The 23,574-nt window shown below is 48.6% G+C and carries 21 protein-coding genes, 1 other RNA gene and 2 pseudogenes; 14 read left to right on the top strand and 10 right to left on the bottom strand.

Annotated elements, in window-relative coordinates; genetic code table 11:
* Position 1: 1 nt before the first annotated feature.
* Together ACT6PV_RS10020 and ACT6PV_RS10015 are read right to left on the bottom strand one after the other, a co-directional pair.
* Entirely contained in the window at positions 2-217 is a 216-nt protein-coding gene (locus ACT6PV_RS10020; RefSeq protein WP_445116227.1) for an MbtH family NRPS accessory protein, read from the bottom strand.
* Positions 214-774 (bottom strand): hypothetical protein, encoded by a 561-nt coding sequence (locus ACT6PV_RS10015; RefSeq protein WP_445116226.1) that lies wholly within the window; start codon positions 772-774, stop codon positions 214-216. Before ACT6PV_RS10015 ends, ACT6PV_RS10020 begins: the two co-directional genes overlap by 4 nt.
* Before the next feature lie 267 nt (positions 775-1,041).
* On the opposite strand from ACT6PV_RS10015, the gene ACT6PV_RS10010 reads away from it, so the two are divergent.
* From ACT6PV_RS10010 to ACT6PV_RS09995, 4 genes and pseudogenes are all read left to right on the top strand, one after another.
* Positions 1,042-1,812 (top strand): SDR family oxidoreductase, encoded by a 771-nt coding sequence (locus ACT6PV_RS10010; protein WP_445116225.1) that lies wholly within the window; start codon positions 1,042-1,044, stop codon positions 1,810-1,812.
* 50 nt (positions 1,813-1,862) lie between these two features.
* Positions 1,863-3,089, top strand: coding sequence for an isochorismate synthase (locus ACT6PV_RS10005; RefSeq protein WP_445116224.1), 1,227 nt, complete (start codon positions 1,863-1,865; stop codon positions 3,087-3,089).
* Positions 3,090-3,102: 13 nt separating this feature from the next.
* A pseudogene (gene entE, locus ACT6PV_RS10000) lies at positions 3,103-3,273 on the top strand (2,3-dihydroxybenzoate-AMP ligase); the annotation flags it as partial.
* Positions 3,274-3,291: 18 nt separating this feature from the next.
* Positions 3,292-3,480: pseudogene (locus tag ACT6PV_RS09995) on the top strand (isochorismatase family protein); the annotation flags it as partial.
* Positions 3,481-3,896: 416 nt separating this feature from the next.
* On the opposite strand, the gene ACT6PV_RS09990 reads toward ACT6PV_RS09995, so the two are convergent.
* From ACT6PV_RS09990 to ACT6PV_RS09975, 4 genes are read right to left on the bottom strand one after another with little or no spacing between them, the layout of a single operon-like run.
* Entirely contained in the window at positions 3,897-4,904 is a 1,008-nt protein-coding gene (locus tag ACT6PV_RS09990; protein ID WP_445116223.1) for a PLP-dependent cysteine synthase family protein, read from the bottom strand.
* Between the two features lie 20 nt (positions 4,905-4,924).
* Positions 4,925-6,301, bottom strand: a complete 1,377-nt coding sequence (locus tag ACT6PV_RS09985) for an ABC transporter permease (protein ID WP_445116222.1) — start codon at positions 6,299-6,301, stop codon at positions 4,925-4,927.
* Entirely contained in the window at positions 6,298-7,737 is a 1,440-nt protein-coding gene (locus ACT6PV_RS09980; RefSeq protein WP_445116221.1) for an ABC transporter permease, read from the bottom strand. The genes ACT6PV_RS09985 and ACT6PV_RS09980 overlap by 4 nt, the downstream gene beginning before the upstream one ends.
* A complete protein-coding gene (locus ACT6PV_RS09975; protein ID WP_445116220.1) occupies positions 7,734-8,486 on the bottom strand; it encodes an ABC transporter ATP-binding protein in 753 nt (250 codons plus the stop codon). Before ACT6PV_RS09975 ends, ACT6PV_RS09980 begins: the two co-directional genes overlap by 4 nt.
* 285 nt (positions 8,487-8,771) lie before the next feature.
* Here ACT6PV_RS09975 and ACT6PV_RS09970 point away from each other — a divergent pair, with 285 nt between their 5' ends.
* From ACT6PV_RS09970 to hisC, 5 genes are read left to right on the top strand one after another with little or no spacing between them, the layout of a single operon-like run.
* Complete coding sequence (locus tag ACT6PV_RS09970) at positions 8,772-10,943, top strand: TonB-dependent siderophore receptor (protein ID WP_445116219.1); 2,172 nt, start codon at positions 8,772-8,774, stop codon at positions 10,941-10,943.
* 11 nt (positions 10,944-10,954) lie between these two features.
* Positions 10,955-12,370, top strand: a complete 1,416-nt coding sequence (locus tag ACT6PV_RS09965; protein ID WP_445116218.1) for an alanine racemase — start codon at positions 10,955-10,957, stop codon at positions 12,368-12,370.
* A 1-nt stretch (position 12,371) separates the two neighbouring features.
* Positions 12,372-13,376: a hypothetical protein gene (locus ACT6PV_RS09960; protein ID WP_445116217.1), complete on the top strand. Its 1,005-nt coding sequence runs from the start codon at positions 12,372-12,374 to the stop codon at positions 13,374-13,376.
* Positions 13,370-14,773, top strand: a complete 1,404-nt coding sequence (locus ACT6PV_RS09955; protein ID WP_445116216.1) for an MATE family efflux transporter — start codon at positions 13,370-13,372, stop codon at positions 14,771-14,773. The genes ACT6PV_RS09960 and ACT6PV_RS09955 overlap by 7 nt, the downstream gene beginning before the upstream one ends.
* 21 nt (positions 14,774-14,794) lie before the next feature.
* Complete coding sequence (gene hisC, locus ACT6PV_RS09950) at positions 14,795-15,916, top strand: histidinol-phosphate transaminase (RefSeq protein WP_445116215.1); 1,122 nt, start codon at positions 14,795-14,797, stop codon at positions 15,914-15,916.
* 420 nt (positions 15,917-16,336) lie between these two features.
* Here the strand turns inward: hisC and ssrS are convergent.
* From ssrS to ACT6PV_RS09935, 3 genes are all read right to left on the bottom strand, one after another.
* A non-coding RNA gene (gene ssrS, locus ACT6PV_RS09945) (6S RNA) lies at positions 16,337-16,522 on the bottom strand.
* 103 nt (positions 16,523-16,625) lie between these two features.
* Positions 16,626-16,910, bottom strand: a complete 285-nt coding sequence (locus tag ACT6PV_RS09940) for a cell division protein ZapA (protein WP_445116214.1) — start codon at positions 16,908-16,910, stop codon at positions 16,626-16,628.
* Positions 16,907-17,473 carry a hypothetical protein gene (locus ACT6PV_RS09935; RefSeq protein WP_445116213.1) on the bottom strand — a complete coding sequence of 189 codons (567 nt, stop codon included), beginning with the start codon at positions 17,471-17,473 and terminating at the stop codon, positions 16,907-16,909. The genes ACT6PV_RS09940 and ACT6PV_RS09935 overlap by 4 nt, the downstream gene beginning before the upstream one ends.
* Before the next feature lie 65 nt (positions 17,474-17,538).
* Here ACT6PV_RS09935 and ACT6PV_RS09930 point away from each other — a divergent pair, with 65 nt between their 5' ends.
* The 5 genes from ACT6PV_RS09930 to ACT6PV_RS09910 all read left to right on the top strand — a co-directional run bounded on the left by ACT6PV_RS09930 (position 17,539) and on the right by ACT6PV_RS09910 (position 22,601).
* Entirely contained in the window at positions 17,539-18,174 is a 636-nt protein-coding gene (locus tag ACT6PV_RS09930; protein WP_445116212.1) for a UPF0149 family protein, read from the top strand.
* 152 nt (positions 18,175-18,326) lie between these two features.
* Positions 18,327-19,652, top strand: a complete 1,326-nt coding sequence (pepP, locus tag ACT6PV_RS09925) for a Xaa-Pro aminopeptidase (RefSeq protein ID WP_445116211.1) — start codon at positions 18,327-18,329, stop codon at positions 19,650-19,652.
* 81 nt (positions 19,653-19,733) lie between these two features.
* Positions 19,734-20,945: an FAD-dependent monooxygenase gene (locus tag ACT6PV_RS09920; protein ID WP_445117090.1), complete on the top strand. Its 1,212-nt coding sequence runs from the start codon at positions 19,734-19,736 to the stop codon at positions 20,943-20,945.
* Positions 20,942-22,174 (top strand): FAD-dependent monooxygenase, encoded by a 1,233-nt coding sequence (locus ACT6PV_RS09915; RefSeq protein WP_445116210.1) that lies wholly within the window; start codon positions 20,942-20,944, stop codon positions 22,172-22,174. Before ACT6PV_RS09920 ends, ACT6PV_RS09915 begins: the two co-directional genes overlap by 4 nt.
* A 172-nt stretch (positions 22,175-22,346) precedes the next feature.
* Complete coding sequence (locus tag ACT6PV_RS09910) at positions 22,347-22,601, top strand: hypothetical protein (RefSeq protein WP_445116209.1); 255 nt, start codon at positions 22,347-22,349, stop codon at positions 22,599-22,601.
* Between the two features lie 123 nt (positions 22,602-22,724).
* Here ACT6PV_RS09910 and rsmI read toward each other — a convergent pair whose 3' ends face one another.
* On the bottom strand, positions 22,725-23,564 hold the full coding sequence (gene rsmI / locus ACT6PV_RS09905; RefSeq protein WP_445116208.1) for a 16S rRNA (cytidine(1402)-2'-O)-methyltransferase: 840 nt from the start codon (positions 23,562-23,564) through the stop codon (positions 22,725-22,727).
* Positions 23,565-23,574: the final 10 nt, after the last annotated feature.

The raw sequence follows: 23,574 nt of genomic DNA, 5'->3' as shown, positions 1-23,574 counted from the left end.
ATCAGGATTGCTGGAATGGGTTGATTGCAGCCCAGTGTTTTTCGACATGAGTGATACAGGATGCACGTGTATCCGGTTCGAACTGAACATCCCGGTCTGACGGGACAGGGTTCATGACCGGCCATATGCTGGATTCACCTTTTGAATTTTTCAGTACCTGAAAAGATAATGTATCGTTATCAAAAGGATTGATATAGTTGTCCTGTGCAGTGCTCATACGGATTTACTCATTGTGTAAATGGGGGAATCTTTCAGCGAAAGAATGGACGCTAAGGTCTGGATTAAATCGTGCTGCCAATTGACTGCGTTATGATCACCCTGGAAAAGATGCAACCGGGCCGCAGTGGATGGAGCAAGTAATGTGTGCAGATCAACGGGACAACTGCATTGCCGCAGATGGCTTTGCCAGTCGAGTTCCCGGCTGAGCGGTGGATCATTCACTGTCGCAGCACTGTGATTGGTGTACTGATTTTCGGTGTTCATCTGGCCCGGATGAAGTTGACTGACCCACCGGGCAAGCTGAGTGGCATAGGGCGGGTGCCGGCTGAAAGGGTCGGCTTTTGCGTGTTGTTGCAGCTGTGACTGCCACCCTTGTCGGCGCTGGGAAGCAGTCTGGGTGTGTGGTGCCTGTTGCCACAGGAAAATGCAATGCAGATGTACCTCATACCTTGTAATCAGTGGATTACCATGCGCCTGAACAGCTTGCCACCATGCCCCGGAACCACGATCAGTCTGCTGGAAAAGGGGATGTAATGGATGAATATCGGGCCTCATCTTGAAACCATATAACAAAAGGGAGAGCAAACCCAAAGTACCAAAATGATTCTTATTAGTAAATGGTAATAATTATCATTATAACCAATAAAGAAACTGGCATATTCCTGATCTTATCCAAAAACAATCATTTGCCCCCATTTTATGTGGCATAAGTCAGCAGATTTATTGATCTGGCAACAATTTCACTCATTGCTGACTTGATAAAAATGATAATTATTTGCAATTATGTGCCTGGCACGAATCATTTACCAGAGTCAACCAATTATGAGTACCACCATCATGGTTACCGGTGCGGCCAGAGGAATAGGCGCCGCTGTTGCAAGGACATTATTACAACAGGGTTATCGGGTTATCGGTATTGATCTGCAGGCTGATCCACCGCAGTGGGAAATTACACAGCAAATCAGTGCAGATGAACACAGCAGGTGGCAGGGGGTTACTCAGGACATCACTGAATCTGAACAGACCTACCGGCTGATTGCCGGGATATTGGAACAGCATCAGGTCACGGGCCTGGTGAATGCTGCGGGTATTCTCATTATGGGTTCCCTGCTTGAAGCCACGGAACAGGACTGGCAACGTACACTGGCAGTCAATCTGTTGGCCCCTGTTGCAGTCAGTCAGCAGGTGGCCCGGCATTTCTGCCGGCAAAAGCAGGGCAGTATTGTCACGGTCAGTTCAAACAGTGCGCGCATGCCTCGCATGCAGCTGGGCATGTATGCCACCACCAAGGCTGCCTTAAGTCACTTTTGCCGCAATCTTGCGCTGGAAACAGCGCCATACCAGGTCCGGGTCAATATTGTTTCTCCTGGTTCGACACTGACCCGGATGCAGAAACAACTGTGGACGGATGATCAGCCTCCGGCCGCCGTCATGGAGGGTGATCTGCAGCAATACCGTACCGGAATTCCGCTGCGGAAACTTGCTCAACCTGAAGATATTGCTAGTACGGTGAGTTTTTTACTTTCAGATCAGGCGGAGCAGATCACCATGCAGGAAATTGTGGTCGATGGCGGGGCAACCCTGGGCGTTTAGTCGAATTATTCACTGTTCATCAACAGGTCAGCAAATGAAGGAGCCGTGTGATGTCTGTACAACATCCCTATTTTATTCAGAAAGAAAACTTTACTGAAAGCCGTGTCGCACTGGCCAGTGAAATTCTGCAATGCAATGAGCAGCCGGGGTTTCTGTTTACCACGCCAGGCTATGTCATTCACAGTCATCAGAAACTACAAGATATTCAGGTGGCTGAGCACAGTCAGTTGCGTGACTGGTTACAACAGGCACGACTACAGCTGGAGCAGGCTATTGAACAGGGCCATCGTAACGCCAGCATCATGGGCGGGATTCCATTCGGCAATGCCGGAGATCTGAATCTGATGCTGATGCAGGACGCCACCATTCATCAGAAAGTGCTGTATCTGCAAGCGGATTATGCCTTGCAGCATGATGCTGATTTACAGCAGGCGAGTTTTATTCCTTCGGGAGCAGAATATCAGACGCAGGTGGCGTATCTGGTACAGCAGATGCAAGCCGGGCAATTGGATAAGGCTGTACTGGCGCGGATTCTGCAACTGGACTTTAGCGCGCAGATTGCTGTTTCCGAACTGTTTTATAACCTGGCCAGGCATAATCAGGAGGGGTACAATTATGCGGTGTCACGCAATCCGGGCCAGGAAGGCTGGTTTGTCGGGGCAAGTCCTGAACTACTGGTGGCAAAACAGGGCGCGCAGATATGGAGCAAACCGGTGGCAGGGACCCTGGCCCGGGATGACGACCCTGTGCAGGATCAGCACAATGCAAAACAGCTGCTGGCCTCTGCCAAGGATCAGCATGAACATGCCGTGGTCACTGAAATGATTGCGGATCAATTGAGCCCTTTCTGCAAAAAATTACATATCCCGAGACAGCCTTCGCTGATCAGGACCCGGCGTTTATGGCATCTGGCCACCCGTATTGAGGGCGAACTGAAACATGCTGACACACATGTATTTGATCTGGTGGAGCGTTTGCATCCGACGCCGGCCATTTGTGGACAACCGACCGACATTGCCCGGTCACTGATTCAGGAACTGGAGCCGTTTAATCGTGAGTTATTTGCCGGAACAATGGGCTGGGCAGATGGACAGGGCAATGGTGAATGGTCCGTGACGGTACGCAGTGCGCGGATTTACCGCAATATTGCACGGCTGTTCGCCGGAGCAGGCATTGTTGCTGCATCCAGCCCACAGGCAGAACATGCTGAAACGGCTGCAAAATTCAGGACAGTGCTGGATGGTTTTGGGCTGACGCCGACACAGATTACACCATAACGGGATGAATAAAATGCAACAGAATGATTTGCGGGACGCCGTGGCATATCCGGCAGATTTTGCTGCAAGATATCGTGAAAAAGGCTATTGTATCGGGCGGAATCTCAGTGACTTTCTACGGGAAAGTGCTGAAAAATATCCGGAAAATATTGAAATTTATGATACAGATCAAAGTATCAGCTATTGGTAATTCAATCGGCTGGCATTTATGCTGAATATCCAGCCGTTTTTATGTGGTGATTCACTGGCTGATTTCAGTCGCGAAGAATATGATATGGCTTTGAAGTATACCGGCAAACACTGTGGGCAGACCATGACAATCGGTCAGGTCCTGTCTGGTTGCCGGCATCAGCACTTGGTGTATAAAGGGCATGTTTGGCTTCATTTTTAAGATGTGAAATAAAGTTAAATTATATCAGTTGGTTACATAATTAATTTTTTTTGAAGTATTTTTGCTCATTAAAAGCTTATATGATTGATTTCAGGTGTTTTGTTGATACTTAACGCTGTTTGTCATCGCACAGATGATTTAGAAATTTAGGTGAACGTCTAATCACAATTGAAGATGGTTTGTCATCGCACAGATGATTTAGAAAACACGCAAAGTGCGACAAATAATATCAAAAATGTTTGTCATCGCACAGATGATTTAGAAATGGCAATAAAAAACCCCATTTAAGGGGCTTATGTTTGTCATCGCACAGATGATTTAGAAAAAGAATCCGGCATTGATGTATCAATGCCGGATTCTTACTCTGGTGATGTTCAGTCGTTTAATTAGTGATCCATTGTATTTTCATGATATTTTTAGGACAGTAATTCATTTAGTTCTTCGGTAATCTGCTGATCAAGCAGATTCTTATTTTTCATCCACTGATCATTAAAAACCGTGTGTACATATTTTTCACCGCCATCACAGACCAGAATTACAATAGTACTGCCCTGTGGGACGGATTTGCTCAGTTGCAGCGCCTGATAAATCACACCGCCAGCGGAACCACCGACAAATATGCCACAGTGTCTGGCCAGATACCGGGCTGTTTCAAAAGCCTGGGTATCAGACACTTTCTGACCGGAATCGATGATATCATAATCAATCAGATCACCAATTTCCGCTTCCTGTGGAGTGCCGGTGCCAGACTGATAGTAATCTGAACCCGGGCCGCCAAAAATAATGGAACCGACGGGTTCCACACCGACCACCTGCAGGGCGGGTACCTGTTGTTTCAGCGCACGGGCAGTTCCGCACAGTGAGCCACCTGTACCAACAGCACCTACCAGATACTGTATCTGGTCCCCCAGGGCATAATAAAGTTCGTCTGCCAGTTGTACATATGCATTGGCATTGGCTGGATTATTATGCTGTTCAGTCCAATAGGCGCCATTTTCCCGGGCAATTCTTGCAGCGGTGGCATCACGATCAGCAGTGGCCAATGCACCATCTGCACCGCCGACATAGTGTAATTCTGCGCCCAGCGCCTGCATAGCGTACAGTTTGTCTGCACTGGCGTGTTTATCTACAACCGCAGTAAATTTATAGCCACGTTCTGCAGCAATCAGTGCCAGTCCAAGTCCGGTATTCCCGGAAGTGGATTCAACAATCCAGCCTCCGGGTCGCAGTTTGCCCTGTGCTTCAGCCTCATCAACCATCTGTCTAGCCATGCGGATTTTTGCGGTACCTGTCGGGTTGAATAACTCCATTTTCAGCAACAGGCGGACCTGAGTGACTTTAATGGGCAGTTCCAGCAAAGGCGTGTTGCCAATCAGTTGCGAGATCCTGGATTTAATGGGAGAAGGTGTGGATGTCATATTCATTGTCTGACCTGAATTAAATTTTAGCTGACACGGGGAGACTGAACCTTGAATATTTTTAGGCTGAGCAAAAAAATAATGAAGGAAATCAATATAAAGGGAATTGTGTTTTTACCGGGGAACGCCGGTTCTACATCAATGGCTTGCCAGGACGGACGCTGGTCAAAATCATGTCGGGTAAATGGTGTGTCATTGAACAGGTATGGATAGTAGAAATTCCTGATCTTTTCATGAAAGGCAATGATCTGATCCTGATAATCCAGCTGTGCATCCAGGTCTGTATGCGCAAGCTGGTGCAGGGCAGACTGAGCCGCGACACCCGGCAGGATCCAGCCCAGATAGTTGGTCCATTGCTGGCGTGTTTCCAGGCCATGACGGTATTGCCGGAACAGCGGTTCTACACTTTCATCACCGACCTGATGGAAGGCAAGATACCATTTCCAGTGAAATGTACTCGGCAGCGGTGCTGTATTTTTCCATTCCGGATGATGTTTAAAGAAGTTCTGCATGGTGGTTTCACGCGGGATTTCCCATGCGCCATGTATATTGTCACGCTGTTGCAGCATGAGATCGACGCCCTGGACAACAGGGACTGAACGTATCAGCAGTAAATTGACCAGTGTCGGTAAAATCAGGGTCAGTATCACCCATGTCCCGACGAGTGCAGTTGCATTGGCAACAGACAGCCACTGTCTGCTGGCGATCAGAATATTCAGACCAAACCAGAAGGCAAGGTAGGCAAGAATAATCAGCAGGAAAGACAGAGTGCTGAGCAAAGGAGTTCCGGCAAATATCGCTCCGGCAATGAACGGCAGGCCCAGTGCGGCAAAAACCAGGCTATAACGCAGCATAATTCGTTGTATCCAGCGTTTTTTGCCAAACTCAGGCAGCGACAGCAATAACGGCAGTCTGCCGGCCTGTCGCTCACTGGACACCAGATCATGCATGAGCGCAATAATGAATAAAGGCGACAGATAAATCAGAACAAAGGCAAAATCAAAACGACCGGGCAGCACCAGTTCAGGGTTAAATACTTCGCCGTCATACAGCTGTGACTGTAAGCCCAGTGCGCGTACTCTTAAGACATAAGGTGCGACATCACGTAAACCCAGTGCAGCAAATGCTGACCGGGAAGGCTGATCCCAGGTGTAGTAAAACGTATAGTAGGCTGCAGATCCTGCATCGCCGCCAGCCCGGGGGTCCTGGAACAGCTGACTGCTGACCAGTCTGACATCCTGTTCGTGCAGAGGCGCCAGTCGGGCAATGGTCTGCTGCTGTTTGTGGACTTCCTGCAAGCCGAACCATACAGACAGGCCTGCCAGTGTGGCAAGAAAAACCAGCGCAATGACCGACAGTTTTGAACGCAGAATAAAGCGCAGTTCAGAGCGGATCCAATTCATTTTACTTTCCTCTCCATTCGCTTACTGACAGGGATAATCAGGAAAACCAACAGTAAAAACCAGCCGCAGAGCACCATCATGGACGGTATCATGGCCTGAATACGTGCTGCTGATGACATGGCCTGAAAATGGAAGGGCGGAAATTCCTGCCAGTGCTGATGGTTAAGCCGATTTTCCTTATTGTCGTCTGTGTCATTGTTATAGCTGATTTCCCTGGTCTGCAATTGGTTCAGATGCTGGATCAGGTTGTAGCGATAGTTCTCGGCCTCCTGCATAAACAGGTTGAAACTTTTTAAATCGGATGCCGTGGCAATCATGGACAGCCGCCGCAGCGACAGGACCGGACTGATGCCTGCAAACCAGTCCATACTGCTGTTTTGTCGTTGCTGTTGTTCTGTGGATTGCCGGACATACTGGTTAAACAGCTCGGATGTCAGCCGTTCACCTTCAGCCATCAGTAAACCCTTATAATTGACAGGCAGGTCTTCGACACGACTCACGCCGTATTGCGCCAGTACTTTCTTTTTAAAGTTTTCAAAATAAGGGTCATCCGGGTTATGACTGTCACCGATCTGGTTGATGTCATGTTCCACGGCAATGTGGGTTTCAATATGGGTGCTGAGTGGAAGATATTTACTGATGATATCCGGCGCAATCCGGGGCAGTACAATAATACTGAATGTCCAGATCGCAAGCAGCCCCAGCAGGGCATCACGGCCATTGGCGACCAGGGCGGAAACCAGTACCACACCGACCACCCACAACAATAGCCACAGCAGATAGGCACCAGTCAGCATACTGACCAGTCCGACAGAAAGCTGTTGACTGATACCGATCCAGATCAGGGCAATGGCAGCAGGTAAAAAACTAAGTATTGCAACACCGGACAACGCAATCAGCTTGCCTGCAATAAAGGTACGGGCACTGATGCCCTGACTGAACAGCAGACGTAATGTACCACTCTGCCGTTCACGGGAAATGGTGGCATGCCCGACAAAGATCAGCAATAACGGCACAAGCACCTGTAAAATAAAGGCAGGTGTCAGCTGTCCAAAACGCACCAGCAGGGATGACTGTCTGACATCGCTGAAATTGGCGCTGTTCTGACGGTGTGCTTCCAGATACAGCGTATGTCCGGTATAGGTATCCACCCCGGCATCAAAAGCAGCCAATGGGTCCAGCGGCCGGAACAGGAAATGACCGAAATGGGCAACCCGGTGTGGATGCCGGTCAGGCTGTGCTTCAAATTCATGATTGGCCTGCGACTGATAATGCAGCCGCTGCTGATTGACGGACCGCTGATATTCATAGGAGGTAAAAACGGAGATGAGGGTCAGTGAGATCAACAGGAAAATGGAAATCAGGGCGACTTTACTGCGTAGAATAAAACGCCATTCATCCCTGGCCACAGCCCCCATGCTGGCGAACTGGCTCATGAAACAGCCCATCCCACATAGCGCTGATGCAGGCTACTGACATCAAAACGCTGTGCTCCGTCATGCGCTGCGACTTCTTCTGCAAGTTGTCCGCCGGCAATAAAACCAATACGGTCAGCAATTTCTGCTGCCCCCAGTAAATCATGCGTCACCATTAAAATGGCGACGCCCTGATTGCGTAATATTTCCAGTAGCTGGTTGAATTCCCCTGTGGCTTTCGGGTCAAGACCGGAGGTGGGCTCATCCAGTAACAACACGGGTACCTTACGGGTAAACGCCAGGGCAATGGCAACCTTTTGTCGCATGCCCTTGGAAAAATCACTGACCCGCTGATGAATGGCTGTTTCCTGTAAACCTGCAGACAGCAGTGACCGGCTGATTTCTTCCGGGGCAGCAGTCTGTCCTGCCAGTTCAAGTAAATAGGCAATATTTTCCTGTGCGGTCAGATGCTCATAGAGTGCAACACTTTCAGGAATGTAGGCAATTTGCTGTAAGGCGGCTTTTCTGGAGGTGGTGACATCAATCTGATTCACAAAAACCTGCCCGGAAATGGGGGTCAGAAATCCCAGGAAAAGGCTGAGCGTTGTGGTCTTTCCTGCACCATTTGCCCCCAGTAAGGCATAAATTTCTCCTGCATGAATGCTCAGATTCAGCTCATGCAGGATGACTTTATTTTTATAGCCTGCTGTGACATTAACGGCATTGAGCAAAGGTATCTGCGGGTTTGCAGGGGCTGGATTTTCTGACATGTTTCCTCCGTATATCACAGCAAATCGTTGTATTGACCATTGGTTGATTTAATTAGGAAATCTAATAAATTTTTGATTGTGTACTATTTATGTTGTAGCATATATCGACTTAAGTAATGAAATGATATAACGTATCAATATGTAACATTTATCTAAAATACACTTTAAGTGCGGTGTAAATACCGTGAAATGCAGCTGGTTTTTTATTTCCTGTTTTTGACCAGTTATTTTTAGATTTCATCCGCTGTTTAAAAAATAGTGAAGTAATAAAGTTCCGGGGTAAAAATGATGTTGTGGCATGTAAAAAGGCATAAAATATTTAAACTTACAGCACTGGCAGGTATGCTGCCGGTATTGGGTGGGGCGCCGGTATTTGCAGCGGATGAATCAGCTGTTCAGGAGTCAGCCAGTCGTGAATTACCGACCATTATAGTGCAGGCTACGCCCCTGAATTCGACCCGGGTGGTCAATGCAGGAGGGTTCGGTGCAAAGGATCCGATGGAAATCCCCATCGCTATTCAGAGCTATAATGCTGAAGATATTCGTGATCAGGCCGCCAGAACCGTGCAGGATATCTTAAATAAGGATGCCTCCATTTCGGGGGCTTCCTATGGCGGAGCTTTTGACAATTTCCGCTTGCGTGGCTTTATCATGGACAATTTTAATACCATCCGCAGGGACGGTTTAACGCTTGCCGCCCACCATGATGTCGGTCTGGAAAATATTGAACGGGTTGATGTACTCAAGGGACCTTCTGGATTTTTGTATGGAATTAACTCACCTGGTGGAACGGTCAACTATATTTTAAAGCGGCCGACCCTGGATCCGTTTACCAGTGTTACGGTGCAGGGATCCTCCCGTCAACAGGGCTATATTGCAGTCGACAGCAGTAACTCAACCAAAGATGAACGTTTTGGTTATCGTCTGAATGCCGCTTATGAGAAAAAGGGCGATTTTGACCATGCCGGGGATCTGGAACGGAAAATGATTGGCCTGGCCACTGATTTTCGTTTAACGGATCAGACTTTATTGCAACTGAATGCTGACTGGTCGGAAAAGTCGGTGATCAGTGACCCATTGCTGCGTGCCGATCAGAGCGGCAGGGCAGATCCACTTGATCCTGCAAGTTATATACGTCCACCTAAGGTTGACCGCCGTGATTTACTCAGCCCTTCCTGGTATCGGCATAAAACCGAAGGTCTGAATGCCGATGCCAGATTACAGATCGATCTCAATGATGACTGGCAATCTGTCACCCAGGCCAACTATTCCCGGGCGGAACGTCATGGTGGTTATAACGATTTATATAATATTCAGCCGAATGGGGATATTGGTTCGGCTGGTTATTATCAGTCCCGTGGAGAAGTGTTTACAGCTTATACCTTACAGTCCTATCTGGCCGGTAAGCTGAATACCGGCGTAGTCAAACATGATGTGTTCCTTGGCGCAGCCTTTAAAAGACAGGGTGATCGCAGTCCATATTGGGATGATAAAGCCAGTACATCTGCGAGTGATGTTGGCCTGTATTCAGTGGGTAATATCCTGAATCCGGTACAGCCGCCACGTTATGATTTTGGTGCTAAGCAAGCTATTCGGTATAATGGTCATATGACGGAAAGCTCGGTTTTTGCCAGTGATCTGATGACATTCAATGATTATATCCAATTATTGCTGGGTGGTCGTTATGTCTGGTATAAGGCACGTGACTTGGATGTGGATTACCCGCCGCACGATCAGAATAATTTTATTCCTTCAGCCAGTCTGATGTTCAGGCCGACTGAAAATGTCATGACTTATGTGAGTTATACTAAAGGGATTGAGCGTGGTATGAATGCACCATCTAGTACTCTCAATGCCGATCAGCCAACGGGTCTGCTTAAGTCTGAACAATATGAAGTAGGTTTAAAGGCAAATTTAACGCCGAAACTGAATCTGGGTATTGCAGCATTCAATATCACGCGTGATGCGCTTTATACCAATCTGGATAACTACTATGTCAAAACGGGTGAGTTCCGGCATAGAGGAATTGAGGCTGAACTGAAGGGAAGGCCGACAGAATATTTGCAGGTACTGGCCAATGTCGCTTATCTGGATACAGAGTTAAGAAAAGTCCAGGATCAGGATACACTGGGTAAACGTAATGAAGGGGTACCAAAATGGAAGAGCTATGTCGGGGCAAGTTATAGCATTCCACAGTTACCTGAGTTGTCTGTAGATGGTTCGGTCAGTTATGTGTCCAACCGGGCAGTCGATGCACAGAACAGTGGTTTTATTCCGAGCTATACTTTGGTGGATGCTGGCCTGAAATACAACACCTATATTCAGAAAACGCCGGTCACTTTCAGAGTACTGGGTAAAAACCTGTTGAATAAATACTATTACTCAAGTGTTTATGAAGGTGGCCTGGCTGTTGGTCAGTCACGGGAAGTGGTGTTTTCTGCACAGTTCCAGTTTTAGGCGAATGCTTCATGCATCGTTTAACCGCACATCAGCATCCGCTGGTCAGGCAACTGCTGCAACAGCATGAGCACACCCTGCTGACGCTGATCAAAGGGCTGGGTTCTCCCCTGCATGTGGTGTTGCCGCAGCTGTTTGCTGAAAATATCAGTCATTTTCAGCAGGTATTAACCGAAGCGGATATACAGCACAGTATTTTATTTGCCAAAAAATCCAATAAGGCAAATTGTTTTGTGCAAAGCTGTCTGGAACATCAGATTGGTATTGACGTCGCCAGTTGCGGTGAGCTGAACAAGGCGCTTGCACTGGGTATGACCGGGACGCAGGTTGGTGTGTCAGGACCGGATAAGGACGCAGCGCTGTTACAGGCTGCCATGCAGCATGGCTGTCTCATTGCTGTGGATTCACTGGGGGAGTTGCAACAGCTGCAACAACAGGCCTGTCATTATCGGAAACAGTGCCGTATCCTTTTGCGCTGTCAGTCAGCGGATCAGCCGCACAGTCGGTTTGGTCTGACTGCGGAAATGCTGGTACAGGCACTGCACTATTGCGCTGATTTCATGAACGATCTTCATTTGCAGGGCTTCAGTTTTCATTTGTCCGGTTATGACCCTGTCGCCCGGGCAAACATGGCCAGTCAGCTGATCGATTTATCTGTACAGGCCCGGCAGATGGGTCTGACGGACTGCTGCTGTGTCAACATTGGTGGTGGTTTCAGCGTTGAATATGTCGATGGGCAGGCCTGGCAGCACTTTCAGCAGCATAATCATCCTGCGCATTACCATGCCCTGAAAAATTTTACCGATTTTTATCCATACGCCGGTCAGGCGGGCGGTGCCGATGGACTCAGGCAACTGCTGGAGACGGAAGTCAGCCCTGGTCTGAAATTAAGGCACAAAATCAAACAGCAACAGATTCATCTCATGCTTGAACCCGGTCGGGCATTACTGGACCAGGCGGGTTTGAGTGCATTCAGGGTTCAGGGGTTAAAACCCCTGTCAGCAGATTATGCAGTACTTACTGTGGCAGGAACCAGTTTCAGCCTGTCTGAGCAGTGGTTTAACAGTGAGTATTTGCCGGACCCGGTGATTATTCCACAACGTGCTGCATCCGGTCAGGAGTTCATTGCCTGTGTCGGTGGCGCCAGTTGTCTGGAGGCCGATATGCTGAGCTGGCGCAAAATCCGTTTTCAGCAACCGGTGCAGGTGGGAGATGCCTGCGTGTATCTGAACACCGCCGGCTATCAGATGGATTCCAATGAATCATCATTTCATGAGGCGAGTATTCCATTCAAGGTTGTCATTGAACTACATGACTATGGTCTGGAATGGTATCTGGATGAGCAGGCTGCATATGCCAGGCCTTTGATTCACCCCGATGGTCCACAGTATACAAAACATCAATATCATCAGAAAAGTGAGACATAATATGCGTGGTGATGCAGAACAACACCCGATAAACGATAATGAACTGGTTATTTTGTCGCAGCATGTGCTGGACAGCCTGCAACTGAATCTGCAGGATGTGCTGAAGGTGGTGCAATCTGCATTCACCGGCCTGAGACAGGGCTCAGATAATCCACAGAAAACCATTGTTCAGCCACCGGAACAACAATCAATTTCCTATTCCATGGTCGGGCGTGACAGCATCAGCCAAACGGTTGGCTTTAAGGTGGTGTATGAGTTTGATCCTTACCGTAAATTCAATAACTATAATTTTCTGTCCTTTATTTTCTTGTGTGACGACCAGACCGGGCGACCAATTGCCCTGATGGATGTGGTCAAACTCGGTCCGCTGCGGACAGCAGCAAGTTCGGCATTGTTTGCCAGGGCAGCCTGTCCTGAGGCAAAACGGGCGCTTGTGGTCGGTACCGGCGCGCAGGGACAGATGGCTTTACCCTTATTGGTTGCCGCCATGCCGCAATTACAGACCTTACAGATCTATGGTCACTATGAAGCCGGTATTCAGGCAGCACAGCACAATCTGAAACAGTATTTCCCTGATCGTAATATTGAAGTGGTTCAGTCACTGGAGCAGGCCGCGGGTCAGGCCGATATTATTATTGGTGTGGCCGGTGCTTCAGCCCGGGAGCAGGTGCGTCATCAATGGATGAAACCGGGATCAGTGGCTATTCTGGTGGGTTATGGCATTGATGCAGATGTATTTCAGCAGGCAGATTGCCTGATTACTACGGATATCGAACAAATGAAAGTCACTTGTCATGATTTACTGGCTGCGGATGGTGTCATGCCACCGGTACATGCGGAATTGCCTGATATTCTGACCGGACAGAAACAGGCCAGAAATCATGAACAGGACATTGTGTTTGCCTATAACAGCGGCATGGTGGTGACGGATATTGCACTGGGGCGCTATCTGGCTGATCAGGCTGTCTTACAGTCAGATCTGGGACAGAGAGTACAATTATGGTAAGTCATCACAAGTCATCTTCTTTATCAGTGGCATGGCGGCCCGATGCTCAGGCCATTATCTGGCTGGCGTTGCCGTTGATATTAACCAACTTTGCCCATGTGGCATTGACCACCATCGATATTCTGTTCATGGGTGCGCTGGGAGTGAAGCAAATTGCTGCCGGCGGATTGGCGATTGCCTTGTTTAATCAATTACGGACCACGGGAACAGGTCTGGTGACCAGTGTCAGTAATCTGGTGGCAGAAGCCAATGCCCGTAAGGATCAGGCGGCCATTCAGGCATTACTGGTCAGTGGGTTCTTCTGGGCAACGGTAGCCGGGGTAGTGTTTATTGTGCTGATTGCGCTGCTGGAACAGCCTTTGATCTGGATTGGACAGGATCCTGAGGTGGCTGCCCTGACTGTGCATTTCTTAATGATTATTGCACCTGGCTTTTTACCCTGCCTGTGGTTTCAGACCTTAAGACACTTTACGGTGGGGCTGAAGTATCCCGGCCCCTTGCTGGCGATCACACTGATTTCCATTGGACTGACGCTGGCACTGAACTATGTATTGGTGTTTGGAAAGCTGGGCCTGCCTGCACTGGGGCTGACCGGGATTGCCCTGACCACTGCCATTGTATTTTTCCTGTCATTTTTTATGTTTTTTGCCGTAGTGCTGCTGAACCATAAGTTATCTGCCTATTTTAAGCTGAGTGAATTAAAACTGGATAAGACAGCGATTGCATCGGTATGGAAACTGGGGCTGCCAATTGCTGGAACCTATGCGTCAGAAGCCGGTTTTTTCAGTGTGCTGACTCTGCTGATTGGTACACTGGGCGTGAATGCACTGGCCGCGCAGACCATCATTAACCAGATTGTCTACATCGTCTTTATGATCTCAGCCGGGATTTCCCATTCAGCCTCTATTTTAATCAGTGAGGCATACAGTATTCAGGATTACCGACGGGCCAGACGACTCGGCTATCTGGGGGTGATGATTGGCTGTATCAGCATGCTGGTGATGGCCATTCCATATCTGACCATTCCGGAACATATCATCAGTTTATTTATTTCTGCGGATGCTTCATCACAGCAATCCATGATGAGCCTGATGGTCAGCGGTCTGGCCATTGCTGCATTACTGCAGGTGTTTGATGCCACTCAGAATATCGGCAATGGCATATTGCGTGGTATTGGCGATACGGTCAGTCCATTTAAATTGTCCATTATCGGTTATTGGCTGGTGGGGCTGCCTGCTGCCTGGCTGCTGGGTAAAGTACTGGCTTTCGGGGTGTATGGCATATGGTTCGGTTTAATGGCTGGACTGGCCTTTACGGGTGGTCTGCTGTTGTATTCATTTCATCGGCGTCTGAAAACCCTGTCTGCAGCAAATGGGTCCAGTGTGGTCAATCACTGAAATATTCCGGGAGATCATGATATGTTAAAAGCAGACAATGACCTGACACAGCAGTTGCTCAGACCGGAAATGCTGCATTTGCCGGTCTATGATGCAGGTGCGGATCAGCATATGATTCAGGCGCAGTATCAGCTGACTTCGGTGGCACGGCTGTCCTGTAATGAAAATCCCCTGGGGATTTCACCGAAAGTGGCGGGCTTATTGTCACAGAAAATGGACCTGGTTGGTTGTTATCCGGATCCGGCTTCCCGCGGTTTATGTCAGCAACTGGCAGAACGTTTCAGGGTACAGGCAGATCAGGTGATCATCGGGAACGGCTCTGAGAATATTCTCGAGCTGTTGTGTCTGGCTTTTTTAAACAGAAATGATCGGGTACTTACTCAGTCGCCCTGTTTTGGCCTGCATGAGATTTTCCCATTGATGATGGGCGCTCAGGTCCAGAAAATTACCTATGATTCTGTATTTCAGGTGGACCTGGCTGGCTGGCTGCAGGCACTGCAACAGCCGGTAAAAATGCTGTTGATCAGTAATCCTTCCAATCCAGTCGGTAATATTTTTAATCATGCCCAGCTGGCACAGATCATTGCAGCTGCTGCGCAGGATACGCTGCTTGTCATTGATGAGGCGTATTATGAATATGCCATTCATGACGCGGATTATCCCGATGCGCTGGAATTGCTGAGAGAGCAGAAGCGTCCCTGGATTGTGCTGAGAACATTTTCCAAAGCCTATGGCCTGGCCGGGTTAAGAGTCGGTTATGGCATTGCGTCTGATCATCAGCTTATCAGGGCGCTCCATCAGGTGCGGACGCCCTATAATATTAACTGCCTGGCGCAGGAAGCGGCCCAGCTGGTGCTGGACGATCATGCACATTTGCATCGAAGTGTGCTGCATGCAGAGACTGAACGCCAGTATGTATCGACTGTTTTAAATGAGCATGGTTTTTTTGTTGCGCCGTCATATACCAATTTCCTGTTTCTGAATACTGAAAAAAATGCGGTGGACATTGCGCATCAGCTGAATGCCACGGGTGTCATGGTCAAGGGATGGCGGGAGCGGGGTTATGAGCCGTTTCTGCGGATGTCGGTCGGTCACCGTCATGAGAATGATCGCTTCCTTGAGGGCCTGCTGGCGCTTTGCTGAATAATGCTTTCAGGGCAGTGGAACATGCTGGTGTCCTGGATCATAGAGACTGAGATCATAGTAAGTCAGGCTGAATTTTTCATTGGAATCATGGTAATCCTCCCATAAATAACTGAAGTTAAAAATAGGGGTTAAGCAGCCATTAGAGGTAGCTTTCCTTTATTTGCTTAAAGATTTGTTTGAATGAGAGAGATGGATCTTATCTTTTCGCGTGTATTTATTTTTCAGAACATCAGGAGAAATCAATTCATTAATATCCTAGTGAATTTTGAGTCTGTGGCATTCAGGCATTATTTAGACTTTGTGAAGCAATATAGCGCAATATTTGCAACGCCTGCCATGTGCCTGCTTTTTTAATATTTTTGAGTTTGATATGTGGGGCTGATATTTTACTTTAAGTGGCTGTTTTAATATTAAATAAATCACTCCGAAGATGCCGCTGCATGTCGTTACCCTTGAACCCTTAAAGTTCAAGGTGGACGCGACGCATACTTCCCGGGTTTCCTGCTCAGGGCAGGCATACGCTCTAAATATGCAGAACACAATCCAAAAGTGTTGATATCGGCTCAGGGGAATCGGACCCGCTGGCAAACATCCCAGAGAGGTGTTCAGTATAACCTGTCTGATACGGGCTGGTAAATCACTAATTCTGTGAATTTGCCCTGCATCCGGGCAGGGCAATGAATCATTTGCACAGAAAAAAGGCGGTTTATATTACTTTTTCAACATCTTCCATGATGTTGCTGAGCAAGCGTTCACAATGCGCATATTCCTGTAATGATTTGTTCAGGGTCAGCACTTCCTGCATCAGTTCCAGTGCCACCATGATCATCAGTTTATTGTGCTCTACATTGGGCGCTTTACGGCGGAATTCCTGAAATTTCTCATTGAGCAGCAGACCTGCACGTTCCAGCTCGGCTTTTTTGTCTTCGGTGGTGGCCAGTCGGAAAACCTGTTCAATTAAACGTAGCTCAACCGTGACGTTCTCACTCATGATGATGTTTCCTCACTGCTGTCAGATGTTTCAGATGGATGAGCAAGCTGCTGAATCTCCTGGGCATGCTGGTCCTGTTCGGTACCTAAAATGGCAAGGCGCTGGATAATCGCTTCAACTTTTGCGCGGGCGTGATCATTTTTCTGGATCAACCGTTCACGTTCAGACTGTAAGTCCTGAATTTCCTGCTGCGCATGCCGCTGTTCATTCAGCATTTTTTCTTTTACCACACGCAACTCATTACGCTCAGTCAGAATTTCCTGAAAGCGGTTTTTTAAATCGGTACAGCTTTTTTCCAGTCGGCCGTAACGCTCAGCAAGTGCGGTTGCATCGCCATTTAAGTGCTGAAACTGGTTCTGTAACTGGGAAAGCTGTTCAGTCAGGCTTTCAATTTCATCCTGTTTCTGCGTGATTATGCCGTTCTTTTGCATAATCTGAGCATGTAACTGTTCTTCACTGCTGACTTTGTCGGTTAACAGCGAGGCATGCTCTTTCTCTGTTTTTTCAAGGCGTGTTTTTAAGACACCGATATGCGTCTGTAGACGCTGTAATTGTTCTAACATAACGTAGTCGCACAGATCTGCAATCAAAGGTAATATATACAGAAGTATAGAGATTGGATAAGCGAATGCAAGATGATATTTCAGGTTGGGCAGAATGGGAACGTAATTTCAGGGGTATTGAAGAAATTTCAAGCCCCAGTGAGTTACATGGCCTGTTGACGGGTATTGTTTGTGTTACCCAGGCGCCGGGTCGTGATGAATGGTTACAAATCTTATCAACGCTGTATGTCCCGGCAATGAACGATGAAGCGATGGCTCTGCTTGAAGAAGAGGCTGACGATGTATCGCATGCATTGCGTGAAGATGAGCTCGATTATCTGCCGATGCTGCCGGATGACAGCCATCTGTTGTCTGAACGGGTCCAGGCACTGGCAGACTGGTGTGCCGGTGTGGTGCTGGGTTTTGGTCTGGCATCCGGTCATATCCGCAGCGATGAGCAGGAACTGATTGAACATTTGCAGGATGTGGCTGCGGTGGAATTTGATGCATCCGATGATGACGAAGAAGGTGAGATCAGCTATCAGGAACTGTACGAATTTGTTCGCCTGATTCCGGTGTCACTGTCCACCGGTCGTCAGAAAATTCCAGTGGCTGAAAGTTCATTGCTGCAGAATTTTCACAGTAAGTTGCAGCAAAAAACTGAAAATTCAGAAAATGCCGGCAATATTGTTGAAATGTTTACACCACACCGACCGAGCTGAAGTTGATTGTGTAACTGCATTGAACAGCTGCATCAAACGGCTGGTTTTGGTGTGCAAATGTTCTCCACTCGGTGGCATTGCTGCATTTTAACTGAATGTTTTACGCTAAGATGACTTATATTCTTAAGGTCTGAGACACAAGCTGATAAAGAATGAAACTGACTCAAGCAGATTTTCAGGAACGCCGTGACCGCCTGGCAGAGCAAATGGGTCCGCACAGTATTGCAATTATTGCCACCAGTCCGGTTGCAATGCGTAATCACGATGCTGATTATAAATTCCGGGCAGACAGTAGCTTTTTCTATCTGACCGGATTTCCCGAACCTGAGGCTGTTGCCATACTGGAAACAGGAGAAACAGGCAATGACTACAGCTATAGTCTATTCTGTAGGGAGCGTAACCGCGAACTGGAAATCTGGAATGGGTATCGCGCTGGAATTGATGGCGCGCTGAATGATTATGAAGCCGATGAAGCCTATGCTATTGAACAGTTGGATAAGCAAATCATCCAGAAAATAACAGATAAGCAAAGGCTTTATTATCGAATGGGGCAGCGTGCTGATTTTGATGCACGGGTCAGTGGCTGGATCAGACAGGCCGGTGAGCAGCGCCAGGGCAATGGTGCACCTGCTGAAATGGTGCAGCTTGACCGGATACTCGATGACATGCGGCTTTATAAATCTGCCCGGGAAATTGAGCTGATGCAGCTTGCAGCCGATATCAGCGCTCAGGCACATAGCCGTGCCATGCAGCGTGTCCGACCAGGTATGATGGAATATGCGCTGGAAGCTGAACTGAATTATGTGTTCGGTCAGCAGGGTTGTGTACCGGCGTATAACAGTATTGTCGGTGGCGGTGCCAATGCCTGCATTCTGCATTATGTGGAAAATAATCAGCCCCTGAAAGACGGTGATCTGGTGCTGATTGATGCAGCATGTGAATATGAATGCTATGCATCCGATATTACCCGGACCTTTCCGGTCAATGGTAAATTCAGCCCGGAGCAACAGGCCCTTTATGAGGTTGTACTGGCTGCACAGCTGGCAGCAATTGATGCTGTGCGTGTGGGCAATTCCAGTCGGGAACCACATCAGCTTGCGATACGTATTCTGGTTGAGGGATTGCTCAGGTTGGGTCTCATGCAGGGCGATGTCGACCAGCTGATTGAAAGCGAAGCCTATCGTCAGTTCTACATGCATGGCACCGGACACTGGCTGGGCATGGATGTGCATGATGTCGGCAGCTATAAAATCAATGGTGAATGGCGCAGCTATGCAGAGGGCATGGTGGTGACCGTGGAGCCGGGACTGTATATTGCCCCGGATGACGAAACCGTGGATGTAAAATGGCGTGGTATGGGGATCCGGATTGAAGATGATGTCGTAGTGACTGCAAATGGCCCATTGGTACTGACCAGGAACGTTGTAAAGTCGGTTGCTGATATTGAACGGCTTATGGCGCAGGTGGTCGCTGTATAATTTCGTATTTTTCAACATTATTCAATCGTGCAGAAATAACAGACAGGCTTTACAGGCTTAAACGTCAGAGGAATTATTGTGATGCAGCAGCAAGTGATCATGGTCGGTGGGGGAATGGTTGGACTGAGTCTGTCACTGATGCTGGCAAAAGCCAATATTGCGGTGAAGTTACTTGAAGCTGTGAAATATCCGAATGATGATCAGGTCGGACCTGCCGCTTATCATTCAGGTTTTGACGCCCGCAATACCGCACTTTCACGTCGCAGTGTACAGATTTATCAGCAGCTGGGTTTATGGGATGCCCTGCAACAGCATGCTACGCCCATCCTTGAAGTACATATCACTGAACAGGGTAGTTTTGGTAAGGCCCGACTGATGGCAGCACAGGAAAAAGTCGAGAGTTTTGGGCAGGTGATTGAAAATGCCTGGCTTGGACGGGTTCTGTTGGCTCAGGTCCAGCAGCAGCCTTTGATCGAGCTGATTGATGGCGTCCGCGTGACTTCCCTGAAACAGGATGCAGATCAGGTCTATGTCGAAGCAACCCGGAATGGTGAGCCGATTCCGCCGCTGACCTCCAGATTGCTGATCGCAGCGGATGGCCGTGATTCATTCTGTCGTCAGGCGCTGGGTGTTGGTGTCGACGTGCATGATTATGATCAGGTTGCCATTGTAACCGCAGTCCAGACGTCAAAACCGCATCATCAGGTGGGTTTTGAGCGTTTCAGTCCACGGGGGCCACTGGCGTTGTTGCCATTGCCGGGTGAGTTTCGCCGCTCTGTAGTGTGGCCGGTCAAAAAAGGCACCGAGCATGAATGGCTGGGTGCGGAAAATGATCAGCATTTCCTGGATGCCCTGCAGCAGACTTATGGTGACCGGGCCGGGAAGTTTCTGAAAACCGGACAGCGATTCAGTTTTCCATTGTCTCAGGTGCTGGCAGAGAAACAGGCGGTGGGACGTGTGATTCTGATGGGCAATGCTGCGCACACCATTCACCCGGTTGCGGGTCAGGGTTTTAACCTGTGTCTGCGGGATGCAGACGTGCTGGTGCGTTTTATAACCGGGCAGCTGGTAAAGTCAGATGATATTGGCGAGCCTCAGATGCTGCTGGCTTATGAACAGGCCCGGCTGATTGATCAGCAGCGTGTGATTCGGTTTTGTGATTCGGTGGTGCGTGGTTTCAGCCATCCGAACCCATTACTGAAACTGTTGCGTAATACCGGATTGGTGGCTTTTGATGTGATTCCCGGAATTAAACCGCTGGTCGCCAGTTATGCAATGGGGTTAAAGGCATGAGTGAAATGCGGGATGTGGTGATTGTCGGAGGGGGACTGGTCGGTGGTTTGACTGCATTGCTGCTGGCACAGGGTGGCGTACAGGCCACCGTGCTTGATGCGGCGCCCATTCTGGATCAGAACAGGGTGCTTGCTGTTGCCAACCCAAGGGTACTGGCGCTGAGCCAGGCGAGCATACACCTGCTGAAAACTGTGAATGTGTGGGAGCAGATTGCCCGATTGATGCCTTATACCGGCATGCAGGTCTGGAATAAAAATGGCTATGGCGAAATTAATTTTGGTCATGCCTCTGAACACATACCGTCTGCAGAACAATGGCTGGGGGCAATGGTTGAACCCAGTTTACTGAATCTGGCCGTTCAGCAGGAAATGCTGGCGCAGGTTCATGATTATCGGACTCAGGTTCAGGTGGTCCGGGTTGAACGGGGTGTCGATTGCTGGATCATCCAGCTTGCAGACGGTACTGAGCTGAAAACCCGATTGCTGATTGGCGCGGATGGAGCAAACTCCTTTGTCCGGGAACAGGCGTTTATTGATCTGGATGTACTGGACTATCAGCAGGCCGGTCTGACCTGTGCCATAAAGACAGTACAGCCACACCACCATGTGGCCCGGCAGCTGTTCCTGGATACCGGTCCACTGGCGTTTCTACCGATGGCCAGTCTCAGACCGGAAGAAAATAAACACTGGATTTCCATTGTCTGGACATTGCCGGATGATTATGCCGATGAATATGCCGCGCTGGATGATCAGGCCTTTACCCAGCTGCTGACCCGCGAAAGCCAGCATATGCTGGGTGAAGTACTGGCGGCGACATCACGGGCTAAATTTCCGCTAAAGGCCAGGGCTGCAAAACAATATGTACAGGATGGACTGGCATTGATCGGTGATGCGGCACACGTCATTCATCCATTGGCGGGGCAAGGGGTCAATATTGGCTGTCTGGATGCGGCGGTTCTCTGTGATGTGCTGTTGCATGACCGCAAACGCGGGGTATGGGCACATGAACAGAGCCTGAAACGTTATGAACATTCCCGTAAAAGCCAGAATGAGGCGATGATGCATGCCATGTCTGCCATTGGCTGGGTGGAGCGCAGTGATTTTTTCCCGTGGGTCTGGGCAAGAAATACTGCTTTAAAACTGGTGGAAAATCAGTCTGTGCTCAAGGATGCTTTTATGCAGCAGGCGAATGGTTTAAACGCTTTGCAATCTACACGTTATGCGCTTTAAGTCAGAAAGAGCCAGATTTTGATCATCATTTCAATATTATGATTAATCCGGTTAAAAAAAATACAAATTTTTGTTGTCTGACTCTAGGCGAAAGCAAAAGAGCTTGGTACATTTCTCCTAAAACCTAAAGTGAGTTTCAAGGGTAAGTAAAAGTCGTTCAGGGGAGTTGAAAATGACAGATGCAAAAAACGACTACGATGATGCTGAAGATACTTCTGTAGATGATGATGAAGCAAAAGCCGCCGAAAAGGGCGCGACAGATGCAGATTCAACCGTGTCAGATGCTGATCTGGCTGAAGCTGAAACTTTAACCGTTACAGCCAAGAATAAGCAGCGTCAGGCGCTGGAAGATGAAGTTGCTGAATTTCTTGCACGTGGTGGTAAAATTACCGAAGTGCCGCCGGACGAATCTGCAGATGATCTGTGAAAAAAAGCATCACGCGGGTGATGCTTTTTTTGTGATGGTCGGGAGCAACCGGAAGAGTGACCAGGATACAGGGGCGCAGTAATTCAATGTATGTCAGAAAAGTGCTATGGCTGTGTGATGAGCTCAGTCTTTTCCGGTCAGTTCCAGCGCCCGCTGATAGGCGACTTTTTTCTTGATGCCGGTCAGGTCGGCAGCCAGCTGGGCGGCAGCTTTAACCGAAAGATCCTGTAACAGGCGCAGTAATAACTGATCCAGCTGCTCCTGCCCCGGGTCTTGCTGTTCGGTCGCACCACCAACTACCACGACAATTTCCCCCTTTTGCTGATGGTGGTCCTGTTCAATAAATGCCACCAGGTCTGCAAGAGTCATTTTTTTAATGGTTTCAAAGGTCTTTGTAATTTCACGGGCAAAACCAACCGGTCGGTCCTGGCCGAAAACTTCCGCCATGTCCCTGACGGATTCCAGGATACGGTGCGGTGCTTCATAAAAAATCATGCTGCGGGTTTCATGTTTCAGCTTCTGCAACTGATTGATGCGCTGAGATGATCGGGAGGCCAGAAAGCCTTCAAAACTGAAACGGTCACTGGGCAGTCCCACTGTGCTGAGTGCTGCAATGGCTGCACAGGCCCCGGGAATAGGAATGACCCGAATACCCTGCTCCTGGGCGGCACGGACCAGTTTAAAACCCGGGTCGCTGATCAGTGGCGTGCCGGCATCGCTGATCAGGGCAATATCTTCTCCGTTTTTTAAACGTTCCAGCAGAATATTAATTTTGTTACTTTCATTATGATCATGACACGCCGTCAGAGGTGTGGCTATGTTATAGTATTTTAACAGCTGGGCAGACTGACGGGTGTCTTCTGCCGCAATAACAGCCACAGACTTTAAAATTTCAATAGAACGTAAAGTCATATCATCCAGGTGCCCAATCGGGGTTGCGACAACAAATAATTGAGCACTCATTAAGGTTTCT

Source organism: Acinetobacter sp. WZC-1, assembly GCF_052544965.1.
Note: the sequence above shows the minus strand (reverse complement) of the source record. Positions and strands in the feature narration are given on the sequence as shown.